Genomic DNA, 24,790 nt, shown 5'->3' on the forward strand with positions numbered 1-24,790 from the left:
GGCCCAGATTCTCCCGGATGCTCTCAAATTGAAATCTGCAGATCTGCAGATCGCCAAGGGCGATGCTTTTGTGAATGATCCCGTCGTTCCGAAGGAATGGCTCCAAGGGCGCAATTATACGTCGCGATGCGACGCGTTGCTTTTCGGCCGCCACTCCCGACGAACTTGGTTCTAACCGGGAGCGCTCTTCGCCGTGGCCATCGCCCATTTCTCAGCCAGCATTGTCAGCCGTGGCTCGGGCGGCAGCGTGGTGCTGTCTGCGGCCTACCGGCACTGCGCGAAGATGGAATACGAGCGTGAGGCCCGCTCCATCGACTACACCCGCAAACAAGGCTTGCTGCATGAAGAATTCTTACTTCCTGCGGATGCCCCGAAATGGGTCCGCTCGCTGATCGTCGACTGCTCGATCTCCGGTGCCTCTGAAGCCTTTTGGAACAAGGTCGAAGCCTTTGAGAGACGTGCCGACGCGCAGCTGGCGCGCGATCTGACCATCGCGCTTCCGCTGGAGCTGTCCGCCGAGCAAAACATCGCCTTGGTTCGGGATTTCGTGGAAAAGCACGTTCTGGCGAAGGGCATGATCGCCGATTGGGTCTATCACGACAATCCCGGCAATCCACATATCCACCTGATGACCACGTTGCGGCCGCTTACCGACGAGGGCTTCGGGTCGAAGAAGGTTGCCGTTATGGGCGAGGACGGCCAGCCGGTGCGCACGAAGTCCGGGAAGATCCTCTACGAACTCTGGGCCGGTTCAACCGATGATTTCAACGTGTTGCGCGACGGCTGGTTCGAACGGCTGAACCATCATCTGGTGCTCGGCGGCATTGATCTGAGGGTAGACGGCCGCTCCTACGAGAAGCAGGGTATCGATCTTGAGCCCACCATCCACCTTGGCGTCGGAGCCAAGGCGATCGAGCGCAAGGCGGAACAACAGGGTGTCCGCGCGGAACTGGAACGGATCGAGCTGAACGAGCAACGACGCTCGGAGAACGCCCGCCGGATTATGCGCAATCCCGCCATCGTGCTCGACCTGATCACGCGGGAGAAAAGCGTGTTCGATGAGCGCGATGTCGCCAAGGTCCTGCATCGTTATGTCGCCGACCCCGCCGTCTTCCAGCAGCTGATGATCAAAATCATCCTGAACCCGGACGTGTTGCGGCTGCAGCGCGACACGATCGATTTTGCCACCGGCGAGAAAATGCCGGCGCGCTATTCGACCCGAGCGATGATCCGGCTGGAGGCAACGATGGTACGGCAGGCGTTGTGGCTGTCGAACCGGGACGGTCATGCTGTGTCTGAAGGTGCTCTGGCCGCAACGCTCCGGCGGCATGAGCGGCTCTCGGAAGAACAGAAAACCGCAATCGAGCGGATCGCCGGACCCGCGCGGATCGCGGCCGTGGTTGGACGCGCCGGCGCCGGCAAGACCACGATGATGAAAGCTGCCCGCGAGGCGTGGGAACTGGCCGGATACCGCGTCGTCGGCGGAGCGCTTGCCGGCAAGGCGGCGGAGGGCCTGGAGAAGGAAGCGGGCATCGAAAGCCGCACGCTCGCGTCTTGGGAGCTGCGCTGGAACCGGGGCCGAGACGTTCTGGACGACAAGACGATCTTCGTCATGGACGAGGCCGGCATGGTGGCCTCGAAACAGATGGCCGGGTTTGTCGATGCGGTGGCAAGAGCAGGCGCGAAGATCGTGCTGGTCGGCGATCCCGAGCAGCTTCAGCCGATCGAGGCCGGGGCCGCTTTCCGCGCCATCGTCGATCGCATTGGCTATGCCGAGCTCGAAACCATCTATCGCCAGCGCGAGGACTGGATGCGCAAGGCGTCGCTCGATCTCGCGCGCGGCAATGTCGAGAGGGCGCTCGTCGCATATCAGGGCCAGGGCAGGGTGCTTGGCTCGCGCCTGAAGTCCGAAGCCGTTGAAAATCTCGTCGCCGATTGGAACCGGGATTACGATCAGACCAAGACTACGCTGATCCTCGCCCATCTTCGCCGCGACGTGCGCATGCTCAATGTCATGGCTCGCGAAAAGTTGGTCGAACGCGGGATCGTCGGCGACGGCCAAGTTTTCAAGACGGCCGATGGTGAACGCCGTTTCGACGCCGGCGACCAGATCGTCTTCCTCAAGAACGAGGGATCGCTCGGCGTCAAGAATGGCATGATCGGCCAAGTCGTTGAGGCTCAACCGAACCGCATCGGGGTCATGGTCGGCGAGGGGGATCATCGGCGGCGTGTCGTGGTCGAACAGCGGTTCTATAACAATCTCGATCACGGCTACGCCACCACGATTCACAAGTCCCAGGGCGCCACCGTCGACAGCGTCAAGGTGCTCGCTTCCCTGTCTCTGGATCGCCATCTGACCTATGTGGCGATGACCCGCCATCGTGAGGATCTGCAGCTCTACTACGGGACGAGGTCCTTCTCCTTCAATGGGGGCCTGGCCAAGGTTCTCTCCCGAAAGAACGCCAAGGAGACGACGCTCGATTACGAGCGCGGCCAGCTCTATCGCGAGGCGCTGCGCTTCGCCGAGGCTCGTGGCCTCCACATTGTCCAGGTCGCTCGCACGCTGGTGCGCGACCGGCTCGACTGGACGTTGCGCCAGAAGGCGAAATTCGTCGATCTCGGCCAGCGCCTTGCTGCCTTCGCCGCTCGGCTCGGCATCACCCAATCCTTGAATATCCAACCGATGAAGGAGGCCGCGCCCATGGTCGCAGGCATCAAGACATTTTCCGGCTCTGTTGCCGATACGGTCGGTGACAAGCTTGGCGCTGATCCTGCCCTGAAACGTCAATGGGAGGAGGTCTCGGCGCGCTTCGCTTATGTCTTCGCCGATCCCGAAACCGCCTTCCGTGCGATGAACTTCGATGCGGTTCTGGCGGATAAGGATATTGCGAAACAGATCCTGCACAAACTCGGGCCGGAGCCGGCATCGGTCGGCGCGTTGAAGGGCAAGACCGGTATTCTTGCCACCAAGTCAGAGCGCGAGGCGCGCCGCGTCGCAGAGGTCAATCTTCCGGCCTTGAAGCGGGATCTTGAGCAATATCTTCGGATGCGCGAGACCGCCACAATGCGGCACCAGGCGGACGAGCGGACCCTGCGCCAGCGGATCTCGATCGACATTCCGGCGCTGTCGCCGGCAGCGCGTGTTGTGCTGGAACGGGTGCGTGACGCCATCGATCGAAACGATTTGCCAGCGGCGATGGGTTATGCACTCGGCGATCGCGAAACCAAGCTTGAAATCGATGGTTTCAACAAGGCGGTGACCGAGCGTTTCGGGGAACGGACGCTGTTGAGCAACGCGGCGCGCGAGCCCTCCGGAAAACTTGTCGAAGAGCTCTCCAAGGCTATGAAGCCGGAGCAGAAGGAACAGCTGAAACAAGCCTGGCCGGTGATGCGCACAGCGCAACAGCTCGCCGCGCACGAGCGCACCGTCCAATCGCTAAGACAAGCCGAGGAACAGCGTCTTACCCAGCGCCAGACGCCGATGATGAAGCAATGAGGCGGAGGCGCATCCTTCTGTTTCTGACGGGCGTCGCCGCAGTCACGCCCGCACTGGCGGCGACTGCGTTTGTCGGCGGCTATCGGCTGAACCTGACCCCCAGCGAGCCGCTCGGCCTCTGGCGTATCGAACAGCTTCAGCATCCGGTCGCGATCGGCGATCGGGTGTTTCTGTGCCCGCCCGCGACAGCCACGTTCATAGAGGCCTGGCGGCGCGGATATCTCCGGCGCGGGCTGTGCGCCGGCGGTTTCGCACCGCTGATCAAGACGGTTGCAGCACTTCCTGGACAGCGGGTTCAAATCACCGATCACGTGCTCATCGACGGTCGCCCGGTTCCAGCATCGTCTGTGTGGCGCACCGACGGCGAGGGCAGGGCAATCAACCCCGATCCCGGCGGTGTCGTGCCGCCGCACCATCTGTTTCTTCACTCACCGTTTGCGAGTTCTTATGACAGCAGATATTTTGGTCCGGTTCCAGATTCCGGTGTTCTCGGTCTGGCGCGGCAGGTCCTCACCTTCGATCCGTGATCGCGGTCGCGATCATATGACTGATCGCTGGAAATCCACCCTCCTGATCATCGCGTCCATCGCCTGCGGGTGGGTCGGCTGGAGCGGGGAGGTGCTTCTTCTCCCGCTCGCCATGATCTTTCCTTTGCTCTGGGCAATGGCGCCGTCACGTACGATCGCCGCACTTGTTGCGGCGGGCTATTTCCTGGCGGCCTCTCGCGGGTTGCCGCAGGGTGTCGCCAACTTTTACGCCGCCGATCTTTGGCCTGGGCTTCTGCTCTGGGTGACGGCTTCTGTGTCGTTCGTTGGGGTCCATGCCGCACTCTGGATAACGCACCGTGTCGGAGTTGCGTCCGGGACGAGGCGCGCGGGCTGGGCCAAAGCGAAACTTTATCTACTCGCGATGGCGTTGACGGGGCTGCCGCCGTTCGGCATTACCGGCTGGGCGCATCCCTTGACAGCGGCCGGCGTGCTGTTTCCCGGCTGGGGATGGTTGGGACTGTCCGCGATGGCGACCGGCCTGCTCATCATGACGACGAGGCATTGGCCGGCCGCAGCCATCATCCTTGGAGGATTCTGGCTCTGGTCCGCCGCAACGTGGACGGAACCGAAACTACCTAACGCGTGGAAGGGCGTCGACCTTCAGCAAGGCCAAAACCTCGGTCGCGATGGATCGCTTCTGTATCACCGTGACCTGATTGCAACGATGCGTCGGGCAATCGCCGAGCGGCCAGACGTGCATGTTGTGGTGCTGCCGGAAAGCGCGCTCGGCTTCTGGACGCTGACCGTGGCGCGGATTTGGCAGGAAGGTCTCCGTGGTTCGAACCTCACCGTCATCGCAGGTGCCGCCGTCATCGACCCACGGGGCTACGACAATGTGATGGTGGTGATCTCGGCCGATGCAGCGAGCATCCTCTATCGTGAGCGCATGCCGGTTCCCGGCTCGATGTGGCAGCCCTGGTTGCGATGGACCAGCCAAGACGGTGGCGCCCGGGCCGACTTCTTCGGTAATCCAGTGGTCGATGTCGACGGAATTAGGACCGCGCCGCTGATCTGCTACGAGCAGCTCATTCTCTGGCCGGTTCTGCAATCGATGCTGTACGCGCCCGATGTGATCGTTGCCGTTGGCAACGGCTGGTGGACCAAAAACACTTCGATCGTCGCCACGCAGAAAGCCAGCGCGACCGCTTGGGCTCGGCTTTTCGACCTACCCATCGTTATGGCATTCAACCCATAAGGAGTACCCGGGATGCTCGATGCCGTCCTTATCCAGCAATGCGCCGATCCTTCCCTTAAGCCCGGGATTGTTGAGCAGTTCATCGCGAAGGCCGGATCGCACGACCCTCTCGCCGTCACCGTACGCTCTGGCAACCGAGTGGTGCTGGTGCCGAAGCCAACAACGCCGGAGGAGGCACTGGCTTTGATCCGCGACAATCTCGGCCGCAACACGGTTCGAGTGGGTATCACCCAGTATCCGGCAGGTGTTGGCCTTGTCGAGGCCGGTCAGTTGAAGCCGGATATGGTCGAGCCTTGTGAGAATATCCGCATGGGGACGGCGCTCTTTGCCAAGGTCTTTCGCATCGTCATGAAATGGTATGGCAATCCGACGGCGAAGGAAGTCCTGCCACAAGTCATGGATGATGCGGTCGTCGCCTGGCAGACGGGATATTTCGAGGGGGTGGCGGTGTTTCGTGCGGAGGATCCTGGCGAGAAAAAAGTCGCGCAGCCGAAGCAAGATGAACCGGGCATCGAGGCGGCTACAGCTGGTGGTGCGAAGCCAAACCAGAAAGAGAGCTTGGAGGCTACGAAATCCAACGGTCCAAGCGATCCAAATAGGGCGGGGATACGCATCGATCTCTCCGAAATTGGGGGATCCAGATAAGCGGAATTTCCGGCGACCCCCAAAGGAAACCGTGATCATCCGAACGTGATTGGGCGCGCACAATGCCGTGTGACGGATAGTCGATCACGCGCAAAGCCGCAAAGCGGGGCATCTCTCGAAAGGAAAGAAATGGAAAATCGACAACTGCAGCCATTGTCATGGTCGTTGGCGATGTTGCGACGTGTGGGGAGCGGAGCGGACTTAAATGATGCCATTGCTCATATTCGTGACCGCTACCAATTTGCTCACCTGGTCTTTTTGGTGGTCCATCTCGCGGACCGGCCAGGCGCCTATCCCTTCTATTGCGCGACGTATCCAGACGCATGGATTTCCCTTTATCTTCGAAAGAACTATTTCGAGATCGACCCCGTCATCGACCTCAGCCAAACAGGTTTCTTGCCCGTCGATTGGTCGAACCTTGATCGGAGATCTCCCGAGACTCGCAGCTTTTTTAAGGAGGCCGAATCGTTTGACATCGGCCGGCACGGTCTGACGATCCCGATTAGAGGATCGAGTGGCGAACGTAGCCTCTTCTCGGTAACGTCGAACTTGCCGAGGCGAGAGTGGCGAAAATTACGCATGTCAAGCAAGCACGACCTTCAGGTTCTTTCCCATTATCTGCACGAGAAGGCGTTGTCCGTGTCGGGCCTTCGCAAAAGTGGCGGCTACCGAAAACTGTCGCGGCGGGAACAGGAATGCCTGCAATTTCTGGCGCGCGGCCTCGTTTCGAAGCGCATCGCCGCCAGACTGCAGATTTCGGAGAATGCCGTGCGTCTCTATCTCAAGTTGGCTAAACGCAAACTTGATGCCAGGACGCTCTATCAGGCCATCGCAAGGGCAAGCGTCCTTGAAATAATCCAGCCCTGAGCCTCCGCAAAACTGCGTCCGCGACGCCTTCGATCGTGTCCTTTGAGAGGGTCAATCTCCCAATACCGGTAGATTGCCTCCACGTTTATGGGCAATCAACTCTACACAATCGCCGGTAGCTCAAATGGATGCTCGACAGAGGGCGATCAGCGGACCGGTGGCGCCTGTTTCGAACATGGATCAGGTCGGCACCTATCATTCGGGTTGAAACGAGGATCGCATCATGGTGGACAGCAAGACAATAGATGCCTGGCGGAAAGCTCCGCGTCTCAATTCGTTCGCGACATTCTTTGAACAAACAGCAAGCGGAGTGGGAGGCGCGCCCGATCTGGGCAGGCCGGAGCCTGAGATGGATCTTCTGTCGTTCGATCTCGATTGTATGACATTCTGGGACACGCACCGGCGCTTGTGGGGGCATTTCGACAGCCACTATTTTGCAAGCATTCCTTATCGGCTGGAGGAGGAGTGCCGTTTGGGTGCCGCGATCCTCACTTTTGCGGAGAAAACATGGGCCCGCCTCGGCCGTCCTGCGACGGTCTATACTCTGGGAGCCGGCGCCGGCACACTTGCAAGAGCGCTGGCGAAACTCGGCGACGGGCGCTTGAAAACCCTTAATTGCAGCCCGACCGACAGCAACCGGGTCTGCTTTTTCGCCCGAAGAGGCAGTGACGATGCGCACTTCTATCATGGACCCTTCTTCGATCTAAACGACGAACGGTATGAGAAGGAGGAAACGCTCCAGCCTTTCCGTGACGGATATGACGTCCTGCTCGAAGATACGACGTTCCAGATGTATGGCCGGGATCGGGATAGACAAACCGGGTTCATAGCCCCTCGGCTCCGTTCCAATGGCGTCTTGGTTCAGGTGCAAAAGCTGAGCGATCGAAACGCCGACGCCTATTTCGAACGAGAGCGCCAGAAAGACGAGATGTTCAAATCGCGGTTCTTTTCCGGAAGACAGATTGTGGAGAAGAGACGTGATGTTCTGGATACGATGTTCGACTTCCAGGTTGATCTGGAGACATCGCGATCGGCTCTCCAATCGTACTTCCGGTATTCCGTCGTGACCTGGAATAGCGGAAATTTCTTCACGATCGTTTCATCCAATTCGTTGAATTCCTTGCGTGATTTGGTCACCTTGATGGTGAGGCCGGCCATCCCGTCAGAATTTTGCTACGAACAACTGCCGCACGTCCTCGTGAACCAGGAGATAAACCCCATGCAAGCAGACTGGGCATGGCGGCCACCGATGTCGATCGGCAGTGAAGCGTGAGCAGTACCTTCACGGGGAGGTGCCGAAGATGAGTAACGAGCCGTCGGGTGGCGCCTGCGATCAAGTTGCGGCGGAGGAGGTAAGGCGGACCTTGTCTTGTCTTATGCCGGATCTCGCCCCGTCCTGGGCACGTCCGCTCACGGAATACGCATCTGCCGTCTATGAGGCGGGCGGCCGCGGTCGATGTTCCATCCGGGACGACGCGATGGTTCGGTTTCAGGCCTTTCTCACGCGCATCGCCTTGAGGTCAGGTGCCGATCAGGACGATGCAGAACATGCAAGCCGGCAAATTGCGGACTCACCGGTCATGCAAACCGGGCCTCACTGTCATTTGCTGATCGAGCCCGATGCTTTCTATACACATCTGTTTAGCGCACTCGGCCTGACCGCACACAGTTTGCAATGGCACATCTGCTATGGTTCTTCGACCGTCAAGTTCATCGAAAAGTCGAAAAAAGGTCCAGGGTGGCTTTCCCTCGGTGGCGAGGTGCTGAACGTTTTCGGCCTGTCTCGAAGCCGGATGGATCCATACAGCATTTGTGGCTTCAAGGGGCCTTATCGCTTTAGGCTGGCGGATTCAGGTGGCCGTGGGTTGGCCAATTCCGCTGCTGTCTGGCTCAAGGCCATTTTGCCGGACACGGACTTTCCGTCTGCCGCTGATGCGATCAAAGCGGCCAATCAGTCTTTGTGGCGAAGATGGTTTGCGCCGTCTCTCCGGCTGCTACAATTTGACGATATCGATGTTGCCGATCTTGTGGCGGAACATTTCGAAGACTCAGCATCCTGGCTGTCGTCCCGCTTTGCTGCTAGCGGCCTGTTCGCGCAAAATATCTTGCTGGCGCTGGACCGGCTGAACAGCGGCCCGTGGGCAGGATGGGTACGCCGAACGACCGATTTTTTCTGGGGCTTGGAGGATGGCAGGTTATTTCCCCTGCGTTTGCGGGAGGGTGTCCTTTGCGGCGGTTCGCCTTCAGTTCGCGACGTGCGGTTTGATCCGGAAAGTATCGCGGTATCGCTGCGCCAGCGCAAATTGGTGCCGAATCTGCTTATGACCTTCCTGGTGACGTCGATCTTGCCGGGCGTTCGTGTCCTCGGTGGATGCCGACAGACCGTCTATTATCCCCTCATGCGGTACCTTGTTGCTGCTGCCCTCGATCCGTCAAGCGATCGGGAACTTCTTGACGCGCTTCGTACCGACGAGCGGCCCGGAATGTGGGGGCACCGGGTCCTGCGCCCAGCGAACGGCTCACCGTTCATGGAGATTGAGGAAAACGGATCTGCGCTGGAGATAGCAAACAGATATGGCGCCCGGTCTCTGGAGGATACCGCCGGCGATCTTGCCAGTTTCACCAGCGATCCGATTTGGGCGGAGTTGTCGGCGCATATCCGAACTGAAGGAATTCGCTCGGCTTCCCCCGAGTGGCAATGGGCATAATCCTGGACCGGAACGCCCGTACGGAGGATCCGCTAGGCGCTGCGAATGGTTCGTTGGAGCCCATAACTCTCCCGGACCGGAGCCGGTGTCGTTTTTCTGGAGTCGATCATAGCCATGAAGCGAGTAGCAATCAGGCGCATTGCCCCCGACGAAATCGATGTTTTCCGGAGCATTCGGCTGGAGGCCCTTCGCTGCGAGCCGGCTTCCTTCGCGAGCCGATTTGAAGATTGGCAATCCCTCTCGAATGAGAGGTGGCGCCAACGGCTTGATGATCCGGTGTTTGTCGCGTTCAGCGACGACGAGCCCGTCGGCATCATGCGGCTCGTACGTTTTCGCCCGAGCAAGATGGCGCATCGCGCCACGCTTGTCAGCGTCTATGTGCGAAAGAGCGAACGCGGGACGGGAATTGCTTCAAGCCTTCTGAGTGTGGTTTCGGATCATGCAAAGGGCCTTGGGGTTCTCCAAATGGAACTCGCTGTCAACGCCGAGAATTCCGCCGCACTGCGCTTCTACCAGCACCATGGATTTGTCGAGGTCGGCCGGATACCTGGCGGAGTGCTCGATGGTGTCAAGGAAATTGACGATATCATTATGGTGCGGCGACTGGATGGATGAGGAGATATGGCGCCTCCCCGCTCCGGGCTCTTGCTGACACTCTGGCCAAACGTTAATTATAGTGACGGCGAAATGTTAAATAGAACAGCGGCAAAGCGTTAATTTGTAAGTCCTCGGAATGCTCATTTTCTTTCCCAGGCTACCAGATTCTTTTGTATTATCCGCAGGACATCACACAATTATAGAGCCTGTGAGTTCATGCTGAACCGCGACTTGCGGGCCGCTCGATCTTTGGTTGGGCCGTCCCTCAAGGAATCGGTCTCTTATCATGTCGCTATCTTCGTCTGCTCGCGCCGGGGCTCAACGGAAACATGCCGGCATCGTCGTTCCATGGATCGAACACCACGGCACCCGACGGCTTTGCGTCCTTCACGTTGCGTGTAACCAGATAGAGATCGTGCTCGATCGCAGTTGCACCGAGCATCGTATCGATCACCGGGGGCGGATGGCCGCTCGCGCGCTTTACTTCGCCGGAAGTCCGGCCCCAACGACGAACGATATCGTCGTCCAGGGACAGAACACGCGAGCCGAAGCGGTCAGCCAGCGCATCGCATGACGCGATGTAACGCGGCCGATCGGCGTGGTCGTCAGGAAGGTTATAAATTCCCTTGTCATATTCAGCGAGCGTCAGAACGCTGATGTGAAACGTCTCTTCGCTCTGTCGAGCCGCCCAGGCCTTTACCGACGGGGCACCCCGCGGATTGATCAGGGCGGCCACCACATTCGTGTCGAGCAGCCAGCCCCTCAAAGCTCGACGTCACGACCGTGATCGTCCTCTCGTGTCAGATCAAGCCCGTCGAGATGCAAACCCTCCATAAATTCGACGAAAGGTGCGCGCGGCTTTTCCGGAACCAGTCGCTCAAACTCTTCCACGCTCATCACGACGACCGCATCATGACCGCGCACAGTCACGCGCTGCGGTCCGTCTTCGCGCGCATGCCGCACCACCTCGCTGAACCGCGCCTTCGCGTCTTCAAGTTTCCATCGTCCGCCAGACGTCCGGCTGCCAGACGTCTTTGTTTTCGCTAGTTGCACATGCTTGCTCATCGATTCATACCTAGTCAGATGGTCAGGTATATAGCACGTCCGTTGCGGTACTTCCACATCGCCGTACTTGAAAACGCGGGAAAGTGAGCGAGGAAAAAACAGGGCTCATATCCAATGCGGCCTCCGGAGATAGCCAGCTTTCGTCTTGCCGCGCACCGGATCCAACGGACCCGGCCAAAATCAAAACTGCAGCTGCAATGCTAGCTCGATGCAGCAAGGCGGCGAGCAGTTTTGGTTTCGTGGGTGGAAGCCTTTGGTAATTTGGCAGCGCCAAACCAAAAATTCCTCCGAGTTCGAGCGCCGCCTTACTTCGTTCTTGCAGCTCGATCCTTCAAAGCCGCGCGAGCTTTAGCCGGTGCTCGATCAAATTTCCACGGTGGGCTATCGTCAGCAAACCAATTTGACGTTGAAGATCGGATATCCGGTCTATCTTCGCCCAAATCCAAACCGCCAGCCGGAGTGCCTGATCTCCTCAGAGAAGACTTGCACCCGGCTGATCGCCCAGGCACCAACCCTCTTCTTGGTCCAGACATAGGCCGCGCGCCGGTTGAGCATCCATCTTCGACGAATGAGACCAAATGCGCTTGCTTCGATGGTGCCCAGCTGAACGAGGGTTTCAATGACCTCGTCGGCCTCCATTTTCAGATCCTCGCGAATAAAATGCCATGTCGCCCTATGACGCCGGCGAAACTGCAGGGCGACATCCTTCAGGAGCTGGCGGCGGCCGATTATCGAACCGTCGACCTGTTGATAAGCCAGATCGGGCGAGAAGAGCGCGCCATATGCGGCTATGTCCCGATTGAGATATGCCGCGCGGGCCACGGCGTGACGTTCATCTAACTCTTCTTCAACGCTCCTTGGCAGGACCATTGTCTTTCCTAAACAGGTAATAGAACCACCCCGGCGATTGAACGGCTGGAGCCTCGTGTTCCGAGCGATTGTGTTTTTAACGGTCTACGCCCGACTTCTTGAGACGAACACCGACTCCGCCACCGTTTTCGGGGATAAATTCTATTCCGGCGGCTTCCAAGGCCAGTTGCATGGCCTTTAGATTAGCGCTCGTCACCGAGGGCACTCCGTCTTCGACCTCTGCGCGGCTTACTGTCGCGACACCAATCCCCGCCGCTTGCGCAAGGTCCTTTGCACTCCAATGAATCATTGCCCGCGCCGCGCGCAGTTGCGTACCTGTGATTTTGTTGAACTCATGTGATTTCGAATTGATCAATCGAATCTCGTATGTTACGTAGGTGCTACTAGCAGCTGCACTCGGTGCTCGAACACCGAATGCAGCCTGACCACAACCCAAGCTTATGGGAGCTCGGATCATGGCTGATTCCGACAATAGCAGAACTTTGTCTAGGGTCACGCAGGGAGACCTCCATTCCTTCGTGGAGGCGTCTTTTCCCACACATCCTGGGCTTGCAGCCCGGCTCACGGGGCCGTTGGACGTCCAGAATGACGATCTCGCCTTTGTCATTTGGCAACAATGGCGTGCGGCTCCGCACCAATTGATCGAATCATGTCTGCGGCACCAGGGGCTCGAAAAGAGACTGCTCGCGATGGTTGGGACGCCACCCGACGCGCCCGGCGTCTGGAAGGCGGCCGACCAGGAGATCGGATATAGCGAGGCGGTCCAGGAAGAGGAACGCACGGCTGCCATGGAGGACGATCTGGCCGAAAGGCTGTGGGATACGCCAGCGGAATCGATCGTTGGCGTGAGCGTCAAGCTCGATGCCATGCTGGCCAGATGGCAACCATCCATTTCAAGCGATGAATATCCCTGGCCACAGCTCCGTTCCGTCATCGCTGATCTGCTTGAGATCGACGCCGAAATATCGTCTCGCGGCAGCTTCCGTCGTCAGGTCGCGGCGGCGATGCAGGGAGCGATTCACGGTGTTTAGCACCGTCCGTCGCAGGCCGTGTTCGCCGTTTCGATCCTTCCCTAGGGATTAATCCGTTTTCGTTCACCTACGCTGATGCGGAAACGGCTCTGCCTTTTGCGATCAGAGGATTGCGCTTCGGGCTGCTCATCGGGAGAACCGCTCAAGCCAAACGGTGCAAGCCGGATCCTTGAGGAAATCATCTCAACAGGCATGCGTGGTGGGACCGCTTCCACCGCGGCGGCACCGGCCGCGCCGAAAACGAAAAAGGGAACTTCATGATGACACTCGGAAATCCATTGCGTCGGCTCATCCTGTCCGCGTCGCTGATCCTGCTCGCGGTCTGGGCCGTACTGGCCGGGCCGGCACAGGCTCAGGAGCTGCGGATCGCGACCTCGTACAAGCTGATGACGCTCGATCCGCATTATGCGAACCTCAACGAAAATACCTCACTGCTGTCGCACATCTACGAGCGGCTGGTCTATCAGGATGAGCGTCTCGATCTGAAGCCCGGGCTTGCCGTCTCCTGGCGGGCGACGTCAGACACACAATGGGAATTCAAGCTCAGGGAAAATGTCCGCTTTCACGATGGCTCGCCCTTCACCGCGGACGATGTGGTCTACACGATCGAGCGTATTCGAAATTTCCTGAACACGCCGAATGGCGGTTTTCGCTCGTATCTGAATGGAATCAGGGCCGTCTCCGCGCCCGATGCTCTCACCGTCGTCATCGATACGAACGGCGATGTTCCCAACCTGCCGCTGTCCTTATCCTCGATCTTCGTGATGCATCGGCCGACGGGGCAGGGGTTCCAGACCACGGAGGAGCTCAATGCCGGCAGCCCTCCCGACGGCACAGGCCCTTACAAGTTCGAGAGTTGGAGTTCCGGCGAGATGCTGAAGCTCACGAGGAATGACGATTATTGGGGCCGCAAACCCGCCTGGTCGACGGTGACCTTTCGGATCATCGAGAACCCGGCGGCGCGTGTGGCGGCATTGGCCGCCGGAGATGCCGATCTTGCAGACACTATCCCGGCCCGCGACGTTGCTTCCCTGAAGCAGCGCGGTGCTGGGATCGAGAACATCAGTGCCGCACGTATCAATTTCCTGCAATTCGACGTCGAGCGGGAAACGCTTCCCGGTGTGACGGACAAATCCGGCAAGCAGATTCACAATCCCTTCAAAAACCCGTCGATACGGCGCGCGCTTGCGATGGCAACAGACCGTGGAATCCTCGTCGACAAGATTCTGTCCGGTTATGGAACCGCCGCGGCGCAGGTATTCCCGGCTGGCCTGCCTGGCACTTCGACAGATCTGAAGCCGGAGGTTCCGAACTATAAGGAGGCGAAAGAGCTTCTCGCGACGGCCGGCTTTCCAAACGGCTTCAACGTGGTTCTTGCCGGACCCGCCGGCCGTTATCCCGGCGACAGCGAGAGCCTCCAGGCTGTCGCCCAAAGCTGGGCTCGCATCGGCGTCAGCGTCCAGCCCGCAGCCTTTCCGTTCTCGGTCTTCAACACCAAGCGGGCGAACGGCGACTTTGCCGTCTGGTACGGCGGCACGTCAGGCGAGGCGGTCGATATTATTCTCCACGCCCTCCTGGCCTCGCCGAATTCCGAACGTGGAACCGGCGCCTTGAATTTCGGGCACTACCGGAACGAGGCTTTCGACACAATGCTTGGAAAGGCGGAAAGCCTCCCGAACGGACCGGAGCGGAACAAGGCGCTGGCCGACGCGACGGAGTTCGTGATGGCCGACCAGCCAATCATTCCACTCTACCATTTCCATCATATCGTCGGCTTCGGCCCGCGGGTTGGCTCCTACGTGATGCATCCACGCGGCTGGACGACCGCGATGCAGACGCTTCCAGTGACGGAGTGAGCGACATGGCCCTGATTTCAGCAGCATTGGGAAGACTGAGCCAAGCTTTCCTTCTCCTCATTGCCATGTCGTTGATCGGCTTCATTGGCATTCACAGCATCGGCAATCCCGTCTTCAACATCGTCAACATCGAAACCGCCACGCCCGAGGATATTCAGCGCGCGACGGCGGCGCTGGGATTGGATCAACCGATCTGGCGCCAATACGCTCTTTTCATCGATAACGTCATCCGTGGAAACTTCGGGACGTCGTACATCTATCATCTGCCGGCCCTCCAGCTGGTCATGAGCAAGCTTCCCGCGACGCTCGAGCTCGCCTGCGTGGCGATGCTCATCGCGGCTCCGGCCGGTATTGGAGTGGGGCTCCTTGCCGGCCGGAGGAGAGGCACCCTGTGCGACCGCGCCATCCTCAAATCGAGCGTGTTCGCACTCAGCGTTCCCTCATTCTGGTTGAGCATGGTGCTGATCCTCGTCGGCGCCATCCTGACGGGTTGGTTTCCATCCGGGGGCAGGGGTGCGACGGCGAACTTCATGGGGCAGGAATGGAGCGTCCTGACCTGGGACGGCCTGTGGCATATGGCCCTTCCGGCGCTCGCGCTCGCCATACCGAACATCGCGCTGATCGCGCGTCTGGCGCGGTCGGGCACGATCGAGGTCGAGAGCCTGGACTTCACACGGTTCTGCCGTGCGAAAGGGCTTTCTCCGCGGAGAATCCTGCTTCGTCACACGCTGCCGAACATCAGCATGCCGATCATGACGATCATCGGCCTGCAATTCGGCGGCATGCTGGCCTTCGCCGTCATCGTGGAATCGATTTTCTCGTGGCCCGGCGTCGGCAAGCTCCTGATCGACTCCATCCAGCTTCTCGATCGTCCAGTGGTGATGGCGACACTGACCTTCATCTCGGTCGTCTTCGTTGCACTGAATGCCTTTGTCGATCTCTTCCATGCCGTGCTCGACCCGCGCGTGCGTCTGCCTTCATAAAGGGAACCGTCATGAAAGCTCTTATTCTCCGGGTCTTGAGCGGGCACCCTCCATGGCCAACGCTGACCGTGTCTGGCATTCTGCTCGCCACCTTCGTTCTGGTTGCTCTCATCGCACCGGTGGTTGCTCCGCAAAATCCCTACGACCCCCTACAAATCTATGGGTGGGAGGCGTCCGCTCCTCCAGGCACATTGAGCAGCGGCGGCTATCTCTATCTGCTCGGAACGGACGGGCTCGGGAGGGATGTCGTCAGCTGCATCCTCTATGGCTTGCGCATCAGCTTGGTTGTCTCGGTCACGAGTGCGGCGATTGCCGCCCTGATCGGGCTGACGGCCGGCGTCAGCGCCGCCTATTTCGGCAAATGGGCCGATATCGCGATCATGCGGCTCGTCGATCTTCAGCTCAGCCTGCCGACGATCCTCGTCGCTCTGATCGCGATCGTCACGCTGGGGCCAGGAATCGACCGGATCATCCTGGCGCTGATCATCGTCCAGTGGGCTGGTTATGCCAGGTTGGCGCGGAGCGTGGCGTTGAGCGAAACGAACAAGTCCTACATGGATGCCGCGCGGCTCATGAGGCTGCCGACATCTCGGATCATCTTCCGCCACCTTCTTCCAAACAGCATCGCGCCGGCCGTCACTTTGATACCGATCGAAATCGGCCATGCAATCGCGCTTGAAGCGACGCTGTCCTTTCTTGGCCTCGGTGTTCCGATCGACAGGCCGTCGCTCGGCTCCACGGTCGCAAACGGGTTCCAGTACCTTCTGACAGGCCAATACTGGATCAGCCTTTTCCCCGGCCTTGCCCTCTTTGGCCTGATCGCAAGCATCAATCTCGTCGGTGAGGACGTTCGCCGCCATCTCGACCCAAGGAGCCGTCCGGAATGACTGATGAAATTGAAGAAACGCGTCTGCTTCGGGTGAAGAACCTCGGCCTTCGCCATCTCTCCGCATCCGGGCCGGTCACGATTCTGCAGGATGTGAGTTTCGAGCTCGGGCGCGGCGAGATCCTGGGCATCATAGGCGAATCGGGTGCCGGAAAGTCGACATTGGGCAATGCCGTCCTCGGCTTGCTTGCCCCTGAATTTCAACGGACGACCGGGACGATCGAATTCGATGGCAGACCGATCAACACCATGGAAGAAGGGCAGGGAGGCATCCGTGGGCGGAGGATATCCGCAATTTTTCAGGATCATACGGCTTCCCTCGATCCGCTGATGAGTGTTGGCGCTCAGGTCGAGGAAACAATCCTTGCGATCAACAGTTCTGTCTCGAGGCGGGAGGCTCGCATGCGTGCTGTTGAGCTCCTGGCCCGTGTCGGTATTCCTGAGCCGCAGCGTCGATACGGGAATTATCCTCACCAATTTTCCGGAGGACAAAGACAACGGGTGGTTATTGCCATCGCGCTTGCTGGATCTCCAGACATCATCATCGCCGACGAGCCGACTTCGGCACTGGATGCTACGGTCCAGAAGCAAATTCTGAAACTACTTCGCACCCTTGTCGACGAGACGGGCGTTTCCATTATCCTCGTCACCCACGATATGGGGGTGGTTTCGGAAATCACCGACCGGGTTCTCGTCATGAGAAAGGGTCAGGCGGTGGAGCAGGATCGCACCGCGACCGTTCTCGATATGCCCAGGAACGACTACACGCGCAGCCTTCTTGCCGCGGTTCCACGGCTGCGGACTTCTACAACTGCTGCTGAGGAAGACGCAAAGGGCGATCGGAGCATCTCGACTCGGGAGGTGCCGGATCGCACGATCCTACTTACCGCCGCCGGCGTTTCGAAGAGCTTTTCGCCGGGCTTGTTGCGCCGCTTTGGTCGGACCAACGGGAAGTTCGCATTGCAGGATGTGAGCGTCGAGCTGCCGCGCGGTGCGATCGTCGGCATTGTTGGCGAAAGCGGAAGTGGAAAGACAACGATTGGCCGGATCATCGCCGGATTGGAGACGGCCCCAGCCGGCATAGTTACGATCGGGGCAACTGAGTTCGATATTTCGAAAAGCGGCCGCCGCAACGGTCTTCTCGGTCGCGTGCAGATGATCTTCCAGGATCCGGCGGTCTCACTCAACCCCAGGATGACCATAGGAGAGACCTTGCGCGAAAGCATTCGGTTTGGTGCAGGAATGCAATCCGATAATGAGCCGGGGGAGGCGGCGGCGATGATAGATCGGCTAGGACTTCCCCGAAACCTTCTCAGCCGCTATCCGCATCAGCTGTCGGGTGGCCAGAAGCAACGCGTCTGCATCGCTCGGGCGCTATTGGCGAGGCCTGAGATCATCGTTGCGGATGAGCCAACCTCGGCGTTGGACGTGTCCGTACAGGCGGACATCATCGGGCTTCTCAAGGAGAGCATCGAGGAGCGGGAAATGACGATGATCTTCATCTCCCACGATCTCGCGGTCGTGCAACAGCTCTGCAGCTCCGTCTATATCTTCAGGGACGGCCGGGTCGAGGACTTCGGGCCTTCCGATTTCATCTTCTCGCAATCCCAAAATCTTTACACCCGCGCCCTCGTCGATGCACGGCCGAGCCGGTTCACCTGTTGAGCCCGCCGAGCTGTTGCGGCCAGGTTTTGAACTCCCGCTTTCCAAACGTTGATGGCGCTTCGCAGCCATAAAAGGTGACGAATGAATGACAGGTTCACGTTGGCCGTCACGGGCCAATCGCTCATAAAATACGACATCCGCGCCATTCGCGCGCCCGCCTTTCACGAAGTGCAAGCCCTACTTCGGGGAGCGGATCTTTCATTTACCAACTTTGAGGGCACCATCCTTGGAAGTCATGGTGGATGGCCGCTCAAGGGGTCGTTCTTTGGTTGCAGCGAACCCGTGGTTCTGGATGCGCTTCGAGCCAGCGGATTTGGGGCACTTTCGCTGTCGAACAACCATGCCTTCGATCTTGGCCCGCCCGGCGTGCTATCGACCCTGAACGAGGTTGAGAAGCGAAGCTTTCTCCACGCCGGTCTCGGCCGAGATCAATTTGAGGCTTCGCGGGCCGGCATCCGGACAATTGCCGGACGGCGTATCGCCATCGTCGCGATGGACGGCGGGCCGGGTCCCGATTTCATGTATGCAGCGAATGCTGACATAGGTCGGCCTCCGCGGCCGGGCGTGAACCGGCTGCGTCTGTCGCAGGTCATCGAAGTCGATGAGACGGCGTTCGGCCAGCTCCGCTCCATTCGGGAGAGTGTCGGCTACACTGCGATCGACCTCACCAATGACAGCCAGCCGGACGATCCGCCGCTTGTCGATCCGCAAGAAGAGATCGGGATCGCGCGCGCAATCTTCAAACGATCCGACAGCTACGGAAGGAGCGTCAAAGTCGATGAAAACGACATTGCACGGAACCTGGCGGCTATCGCTTCTGCTGCCGACGAGGGGTGCCTCGTCATAGCTTATCTGCATCATCACCACTGGGCGTCCGACTGGTATCAGGTGCCAGAGTGGGTCAGCGCCGTTGCTAAAAGGTGCATCGACGCAGGCGCCTCAATGTTCGTCAGCCACGGCGCGCCGGTGCTCCAGCCCGTGGAGATCTATCGCCGTCGCCCGATTTTTTACAGCCTGGGAAATTTCATCTTTCATGTCAGGTCGGAAAAATCGACATGGCAGGCGCCGGAAGTGTGGGAAAGTGTTGTCGGCCTATGTTCTTACGGGCGAGACAATGATCTGAGCGACATCAGATTCTATCCTATCGTAATCGGCGGTGAGGACGGGTTGAAGGATCGATTGCTCGAAAGCCGGATGGTTCCCCACCTTGCGACCGGGAGCAGTGCAATAAGAATCCTCCAGCGCTTCAAGGAACAGTCAGCAGAACTGGGCGCGCAAATCGAACTGGAGAACGGAGTCGGCATTCTTCGCGTTCATGCGTCGGCTGGATCGTGATCTGGCTCCATGCGTAGAGGCTGTATGATTTGGGAGGCGAGGGGGATGGGTGGCGATCGTCGCCTGTTCTCGGCACATCCCGCAGAGTATCATTATCCGTCGCAAGTGAGGCAATGGAATGCATTGGATTGAACAAAAAGCGATGAGCCCTCGCGATGAACTTGTTGCCCGGTTCTTCCGCTACGTCACCATCGAAAGCCAGAGCGATGCGGCTTCGACACATCTGCCCTCTTCTCCGGGTCAGCTTGAGCTCGCGAAGCTCTTAGCGCAGGAACTGCGCGACCTCGGCGTCGATGACGTCGTCGTCGACGAGCATGCCATCGTGACCGGCGTAAAGCGCGGCAACAGGCGAGGGGTGCCGCGCATCGGATTCATTGCCCATCTTGATACGGTCGATGTCGGCCTATCGCCGGTCATCCGGCCTCAGATCAAACGCTTTGCGGGGCGGGATTTGTGCCTCAACCCCGAGCACCATATCTGGCTGCGGGTCGCAGACCATCCGGAAATTCTCGCTTGGCAGGGGGAGGACATTATTGTCAGTGACGGCACGAGCGTCCTTGGCGCGGACAACAAGGCTGCTATCGCGGTCATCATGACGCTTGTCGCACGGTTTGATTCAGCCGACGCCCATGGCGATGTCTTCGTCGCCTTCGTTCCGGACGAGGAGATCGGGTTGCGCGGCGCCAAGGAACTCGATCTGAGCCGCTTCCCATGCGACTTTGCCTACACCATCGATTGCTGCGAGCTCGGCGAGGTCGTCGTGGAGAATTTCAATGCAGCATCCGGCGAGATCGTCTTTACCGGCGTCAGCGCGCATCCAATGTCCGCGAAGGGCGTGCTTATCAATCCGCTGCTGATGGCGCTCGACTTCATTTCCCATTTCGACCGCAACGAAACACCTGAATGCACGGAGAAACGAGAGGGGTATTTCTGGTTCAAGGATCTTGTTGCGAACGACACCGAGGCGCGGCTCAAGGTCATGATCCGCGACTTCGATAACGCCATGTTCGAACAACGAAAACAACGCATCGGCGATGTCGCGGAACGGATCGGGTCGCAATATCCGTCCGCATCGGTACATTACAGTGTAGCCGACACCTACCGTAATATCGGGGACTGCCTTAAGGGCGATGACCGCTCAGCCGAACTCTTGTTCAGCGCGTTGGACAGGCTCGGGATCGAGAAAAAACTCACGCCGATGCGTGGCGGAACCGACGGGGCGGCCCTATCTGCGCGCGGTCTGCCTACGCCGAATTTTTTCACCGGTGCTTATAATTTCCATTCGCGCTTCGAATTCCTGCCGATTCCGGCGTTCGAAAAATCCTACGAGACCGCCTTCATGCTCTGCACTCTTACAGCAGAACGCGGCGCGAAAACCCGGGACGCTAACGGGTCGATCCGGATCGGGCGAAGCAGCGCGAGCTAACTCGTCAGAGTGGTACGAATGAACTTGGAGCAGTTTAAGGTTCACTAATTCACAAAAAGAGCAGGGTGGATAGGTTAGGAGATCTGTGAGAAATGTCACTGCGTTTGATTCGATGTGTGTCCATGCGCTGGAGCCAAAGGCCGCAGGACACGCCGGGTGCAATTTTCAACCCGGCCGGGATCGAGGACTAGCGGTTTGGGGCGGACCGCGGACTAAACTTGGGAGGATCGGTAATGAATTTGAGTGACGCGACGGGATCGGATACGAGTGAACTGCGCCCGGTGATCGGGCTTACACGGGGTCTGAGCACAGCGGAGATCGAGATTTTGACGGTCAACGCCATACGTCTCCATAGGCAACTGGTGGAGAAGGCTGATCAGCTGTTCCAAGCATTACCAGTAGACCATAAAACCGCAAAGGCCGCTGGTGGAGAGCAGCATCTCGAATACGTGGAAGCTATGATCGCGATGCACGCGCAGATGAACGCCCTCAATACGCTGGTTAGGATTCTGGGTTATATCCCAAACGTATCCGTCAATTGATGCCGTCGATCAGATGAGCCCTGCCCGGATGGCTAGCGCAACTAGGTGCGGCATGGTGTGAATCTGAAACCGCTTCCTGGCTTCTTCGAGCTTGCTTTTGACGGAATTGTATTTGACGCCCTCCAGATCGGCGGCTTCGTCCATCGTTTTACCGACCGCGATCCAATTGAGATAAGCGGCCTCCTTCGGGTCGAGCCAGGCCGGGTGCTGGTCAGTCGGTGTTAGGGGAAGGAACGACATACGGGTGTGAAGCTGGCCGACGGCGGCGGCCGCCGCAACAGGATCGATATCGCGTTGGAGGTCAATTGCGGACTTATCGGAGGCCAGCGTGAACATGGAAATCGATCCATTGGCAGCTTTAATGGGTATGGTGATTCCAGAGCGGATCCCGAAATCCGCTGCGCGGTCAAAGAACACCCGCTCTTCTTTGGAAAGGTGCCGCCTTTCTGCCTCTCCGCTCCACGGAAACACCTGCTTCAGCGACTTTGCCCGGTTTACGATCGGATCGATGGCCTCGAATTTTCGCTTGAAATAGATCGACCGCCATTCGGCAGGATAATTCGATGAGGCGATGGTGTGACCAGGTCGGATGAATAGATAGGCGTAGCCGGAAAATCCCGCTTGGTGGGCAAGATGGGTCAGAGCACCCTTGAGAACAACTTCGTCGCCTCGAAGCGCAGCAAGATCGATTAGCTTGTGTAGCCAATATTGCATGTTTTACTCCGTAAATTATCAGGTGGGACAGGTCACGAGGCGCCCCTCAGCGAATGGTATTTATCACAGAATACAACTTATGATTGAAAGTAAGATAATAGATATTATGGAACTGAATGGTGCATGTAAAGAAATTTTGGTGGCGTCTTTTCGCTAATGTGGATCGGTTGTTTCCCATTATTGTTTCGCTTTGCCGCGAACAAAATTCCAATTGCACTACTCCCCGGAGAGCCCGCGATCTGAAGTCACAGCGCAGCGCCGCCATTTAAGGAATGCGGATGATATTAGAAGGATCCAACGCCCACATTCACAATGCGCTTTCTGAGGTAATCGGCGAACAGCCGGTTGATCTTTTTTGCATTGTGCCCCCTGCAAACTTTATCAGTGCGTCAAGGAAGGACCGTCGCACTTCTGCCGCAAATGGGTTTTCGTGCTCAATAGCAAGGAATACATTCGGTGAATCGTATCTGACCAACTCCACAGCCGCCATGAGAAGATCGAAGCTTGCGGTTGTCATGGCCGTGGGTAACGGTTCCATCTCCACCAGAACTTTCGCGACCAAATGCGTGATACCCTGCACAACAGCCATTTCGCGGTCATGCTTCTCTGGGTTCGCAAATATCACATTGAGTCTAAGGACCTTTCTGAGGAAGGCCCCGGCACGTCTTGCATGCCGGCCACGAACGGGGCAAACAACGATTTTCCGCCCCTCTATTCCGGCCTTGGCACTTTGAGGTCCGAACAGTGGATGTGTCGCAATGACCTCGACCGTGTCAGGTAGTAGCCGCGTCATGGCCGAAACGGGCGACATCTTTACCGATCCTACGTCCACGACGATGGCATCAGGAGCGAGGTAAGGAAGAAGGTCCCGAATGACTTTTTCCATGCGCGCAACCGGAACGGCCAAGACGACGATGTCGCACGAGGCCACCGAACGCAAATCCACAACATTGATCCGATTAGTACCTGGAATTTCTTCGGCGGCGATCGCCGGATCATAAACATTGACTTCGAAATACAGGAAAAGATGGTGTGCTATCAACTTCCCGAAGGCTCCGTAGCCAACGATTCCAACAGTCTTAAACGAACGCTGCAGCTTCATCCGAACCGCTCCAGACCGAATGGTGCCGCGTCCATAAAGCTCGGGCGGTTCAGAATAACATCTGTTAGAAGCTGCGCGGAGGCGGCTGCTTGGGTCAAGCCCACGTGCTGGTGGCCAAAGGAGTAGTAAAGATCGGGATGCGTGAATGATCGACCTATTGCAGGCAAGGCGTCGGGCAGAGACGGGCGAATGCCCATCCATGTTGCTTCTCCGTCATTCCTGAGCCCGGGTAGGTAGGGTAACGCCAGCTTATAGAGGTTTGTGGAGCGTCGGAAATCCGGCGGAGCGTCAGCATTTGCAAACTCCACCGTTCCGGCCAACCTCATACCATGTTGCATCGGTGTCGCTGCAAAGAACGGCTCCGCCATGACGACAGGTCGCGTCAACGTTAGGCCAGGCGTTGGCAACATCAAATGGTAACCTCGCTCCGATGCCAGGGGGACTTTCAAACCGAGAGTTGTCAGAAGGCTTCCTGAGCGGTGTCCTGCTGCGACGACGATGCGGCTTGCGAACAGATCTCCGGACGGCGTCGTTATGCGCCAAGTATCGCCTTCGCGGCAGATTCTTCCCACTTCTGCCCTGAAGACCTGCCCGCCGCCGGAAACTATACTTCGTGCAAAACGAAGGCACAATTCGCCAGGATCCAAGCAATGTGCATTCGTCGGAAAATAAAGGCCGCCGGCGAGATCCGAACTCAAGGAAGGCTCTAGCCCGAGTAAGGTATCCCGGTCAATTTCCTCAACCGCTATACCATTTTCACGGTACGTCGGTATCAGAACGGCCTTTCCCGAAAGTGTCGAGCCGTAGCGGCAAACTAACAAACTGCCTTTTTGAACGAGGAGATCCTCCGCCTGTGCGGCAGAAAGAAGGTTGCGGTAGGCCGGTATGGCTTGTCGATTCATTGCGGCCAGCGCCTCGATAATCCGACGGAGCCTTGGCGTACGAAGGGCCAGGAGGAGCCGCAGACCCCACGGCAGGAAATGGGTCACATAGGATGGCCGGATCACCAATGGGCTATCCGGGTCCAAAAGCATTGAGGGCAACTTTTTGAGAAGAGAAAGAGAGGCCGGGGGGAAAATGCTTCCCTGACTAATAAAGCCAGCGTTACCGTAGGATGCTCCCCCTCCAGGCTCACCTGCATCGATGACTGTGACCTTTTGACCTTCGCGCTGCAACTGCACCGCAAGGGAAAGCCCGATGACCCCGGCGCCCACAATGGCAACGGGCATCGTGCCCGAAATATCAGAAGAAGGCCGCAT

The 24,790-nt window shown here is 58.4% G+C and carries 23 protein-coding genes; 16 read left to right on the plus strand and 7 right to left on the minus strand.

The window, feature by feature from the left end:
- Positions 1–193: 193 nt before the first annotated feature.
- From traA to AC13QE_RS25355, 8 genes are all read left to right on the plus strand, one after another.
- Entirely contained in the window at positions 194–3,496 is a 3,303-nt protein-coding gene (gene traA / locus AC13QE_RS25320; RefSeq protein ID WP_488485753.1) for a Ti-type conjugative transfer relaxase TraA, read from the plus strand.
- On the plus strand, positions 3,493–4,023 hold the full coding sequence (gene traF, locus AC13QE_RS25325) for a conjugative transfer signal peptidase TraF (RefSeq protein WP_488485754.1): 531 nt from the start codon (positions 3,493–3,495) through the stop codon (positions 4,021–4,023). Before traA ends, traF begins: the two co-directional genes overlap by 4 nt.
- Before the next feature lie 16 nt (positions 4,024–4,039).
- On the plus strand, positions 4,040–5,239 hold the full coding sequence (locus AC13QE_RS25330) for a conjugal transfer protein TraB (RefSeq protein WP_488485755.1): 1,200 nt from the start codon (positions 4,040–4,042) through the stop codon (positions 5,237–5,239).
- Between the two features lie 12 nt (positions 5,240–5,251).
- Positions 5,252–5,884: a TraH family protein gene (locus AC13QE_RS25335; protein ID WP_488485756.1), complete on the plus strand. Its 633-nt coding sequence runs from the start codon at positions 5,252–5,254 to the stop codon at positions 5,882–5,884.
- Between the two features lie 129 nt (positions 5,885–6,013).
- Positions 6,014–6,751 carry a LuxR family transcriptional regulator gene (locus AC13QE_RS25340; protein ID WP_488485757.1) on the plus strand — a complete coding sequence of 246 codons (738 nt, stop codon included), beginning with the start codon at positions 6,014–6,016 and terminating at the stop codon, positions 6,749–6,751.
- A 223-nt stretch (positions 6,752–6,974) separates the two neighbouring features.
- Complete coding sequence (locus AC13QE_RS25345) at positions 6,975–8,024, plus strand: class I SAM-dependent methyltransferase (RefSeq protein WP_488485758.1); 1,050 nt, start codon at positions 6,975–6,977, stop codon at positions 8,022–8,024.
- Between the two features lie 28 nt (positions 8,025–8,052).
- Positions 8,053–9,459: a hypothetical protein gene (locus AC13QE_RS25350; protein ID WP_488485759.1), complete on the plus strand. Its 1,407-nt coding sequence runs from the start codon at positions 8,053–8,055 to the stop codon at positions 9,457–9,459.
- Between the two features lie 114 nt (positions 9,460–9,573).
- Complete coding sequence (locus AC13QE_RS25355) at positions 9,574–10,074, plus strand: GNAT family N-acetyltransferase (RefSeq protein WP_488485760.1); 501 nt, start codon at positions 9,574–9,576, stop codon at positions 10,072–10,074.
- 274 nt (positions 10,075–10,348) lie between these two features.
- On the opposite strand, the gene AC13QE_RS25360 is transcribed toward AC13QE_RS25355, so the two are convergent.
- From AC13QE_RS25360 to AC13QE_RS25375, 4 genes are all read right to left on the minus strand, one after another.
- Positions 10,349–10,822, minus strand: a complete 474-nt coding sequence (locus AC13QE_RS25360; RefSeq protein WP_488485761.1) for a PIN domain-containing protein — start codon at positions 10,820–10,822, stop codon at positions 10,349–10,351.
- A complete protein-coding gene (locus tag AC13QE_RS25365; RefSeq protein ID WP_488485762.1) occupies positions 10,819–11,121 on the minus strand; it encodes a type II toxin-antitoxin system Phd/YefM family antitoxin in 303 nt (100 codons plus the stop codon). The genes AC13QE_RS25360 and AC13QE_RS25365 overlap by 4 nt, the downstream gene beginning before the upstream one ends.
- Positions 11,122–11,547: 426 nt before the next feature.
- On the minus strand, positions 11,548–11,991 hold the full coding sequence (locus tag AC13QE_RS25370) for a Cif family virulence factor (protein WP_488485763.1): 444 nt from the start codon (positions 11,989–11,991) through the stop codon (positions 11,548–11,550).
- 76 nt (positions 11,992–12,067) lie between these two features.
- Positions 12,068–12,346, minus strand: coding sequence for a helix-turn-helix domain-containing protein (locus AC13QE_RS25375; RefSeq protein ID WP_488485764.1), 279 nt, complete (start codon positions 12,344–12,346; stop codon positions 12,068–12,070).
- A gap of 334 nt (positions 12,347–12,680) precedes the next feature.
- On the opposite strand from AC13QE_RS25375, the gene AC13QE_RS25380 reads away from it, so the two are divergent.
- The 8 genes from AC13QE_RS25380 to AC13QE_RS25415 all read left to right on the plus strand — a co-directional run bounded on the left by AC13QE_RS25380 (position 12,681) and on the right by AC13QE_RS25415 (position 21,715).
- Entirely contained in the window at positions 12,681–13,022 is a 342-nt protein-coding gene (locus AC13QE_RS25380; RefSeq protein ID WP_488485765.1) for a hypothetical protein, read from the plus strand.
- A gap of 260 nt (positions 13,023–13,282) precedes the next feature.
- Positions 13,283–14,878, plus strand: a complete 1,596-nt coding sequence (locus AC13QE_RS25385) for an ABC transporter substrate-binding protein (RefSeq protein WP_488485792.1) — start codon at positions 13,283–13,285, stop codon at positions 14,876–14,878.
- 5 nt (positions 14,879–14,883) lie between these two features.
- Positions 14,884–15,861, plus strand: coding sequence for an ABC transporter permease (locus AC13QE_RS25390; protein WP_488485766.1), 978 nt, complete (start codon positions 14,884–14,886; stop codon positions 15,859–15,861).
- A gap of 11 nt (positions 15,862–15,872) precedes the next feature.
- The gene (locus tag AC13QE_RS25395; protein WP_488485767.1) at positions 15,873–16,748 is read left to right on the plus strand and encodes an ABC transporter permease; all 876 of its coding nucleotides are present in this window, start codon (positions 15,873–15,875) and stop codon (positions 16,746–16,748) included.
- Positions 16,745–18,412, plus strand: coding sequence for a dipeptide ABC transporter ATP-binding protein (locus AC13QE_RS25400; protein ID WP_488485768.1), 1,668 nt, complete (start codon positions 16,745–16,747; stop codon positions 18,410–18,412). The genes AC13QE_RS25395 and AC13QE_RS25400 overlap by 4 nt, the downstream gene beginning before the upstream one ends.
- Positions 18,413–18,493: 81 nt before the next feature.
- On the plus strand, positions 18,494–19,747 hold the full coding sequence (locus tag AC13QE_RS25405; RefSeq protein WP_488485769.1) for a CapA family protein: 1,254 nt from the start codon (positions 18,494–18,496) through the stop codon (positions 19,745–19,747).
- A gap of 142 nt (positions 19,748–19,889) precedes the next feature.
- Positions 19,890–21,173 carry a peptidase T gene (pepT, locus tag AC13QE_RS25410; RefSeq protein WP_488485770.1) on the plus strand — a complete coding sequence of 428 codons (1,284 nt, stop codon included), beginning with the start codon at positions 19,890–19,892 and terminating at the stop codon, positions 21,171–21,173.
- Between the two features lie 233 nt (positions 21,174–21,406).
- Complete coding sequence (locus AC13QE_RS25415) at positions 21,407–21,715, plus strand: transcriptional repressor TraM (RefSeq protein WP_488485771.1); 309 nt, start codon at positions 21,407–21,409, stop codon at positions 21,713–21,715.
- Positions 21,716–21,724: 9 nt separating this feature from the next.
- On the opposite strand, the gene traR is transcribed toward AC13QE_RS25415, so the two are convergent.
- The 3 genes from traR to AC13QE_RS25430 all read right to left on the minus strand — a co-directional run bounded on the left by traR (position 21,725) and on the right by AC13QE_RS25430 (position 24,790).
- Positions 21,725–22,429 (minus strand): autoinducer-binding transcriptional regulator TraR, encoded by a 705-nt coding sequence (gene traR, locus AC13QE_RS25420; protein WP_488485772.1) that lies wholly within the window; start codon positions 22,427–22,429, stop codon positions 21,725–21,727.
- 307 nt (positions 22,430–22,736) lie between these two features.
- A complete protein-coding gene (locus AC13QE_RS25425; protein ID WP_488485773.1) occupies positions 22,737–23,531 on the minus strand; it encodes a prephenate dehydrogenase/arogenate dehydrogenase family protein in 795 nt (264 codons plus the stop codon).
- The gene (locus AC13QE_RS25430; protein ID WP_488485774.1) at positions 23,528–24,790 is read right to left on the minus strand and encodes an NAD(P)/FAD-dependent oxidoreductase; all 1,263 of its coding nucleotides are present in this window, start codon (positions 24,788–24,790) and stop codon (positions 23,528–23,530) included. The genes AC13QE_RS25425 and AC13QE_RS25430 overlap by 4 nt, the downstream gene beginning before the upstream one ends.

Source organism: Martinezella sp. CNPSo 3957, assembly GCF_057784395.1.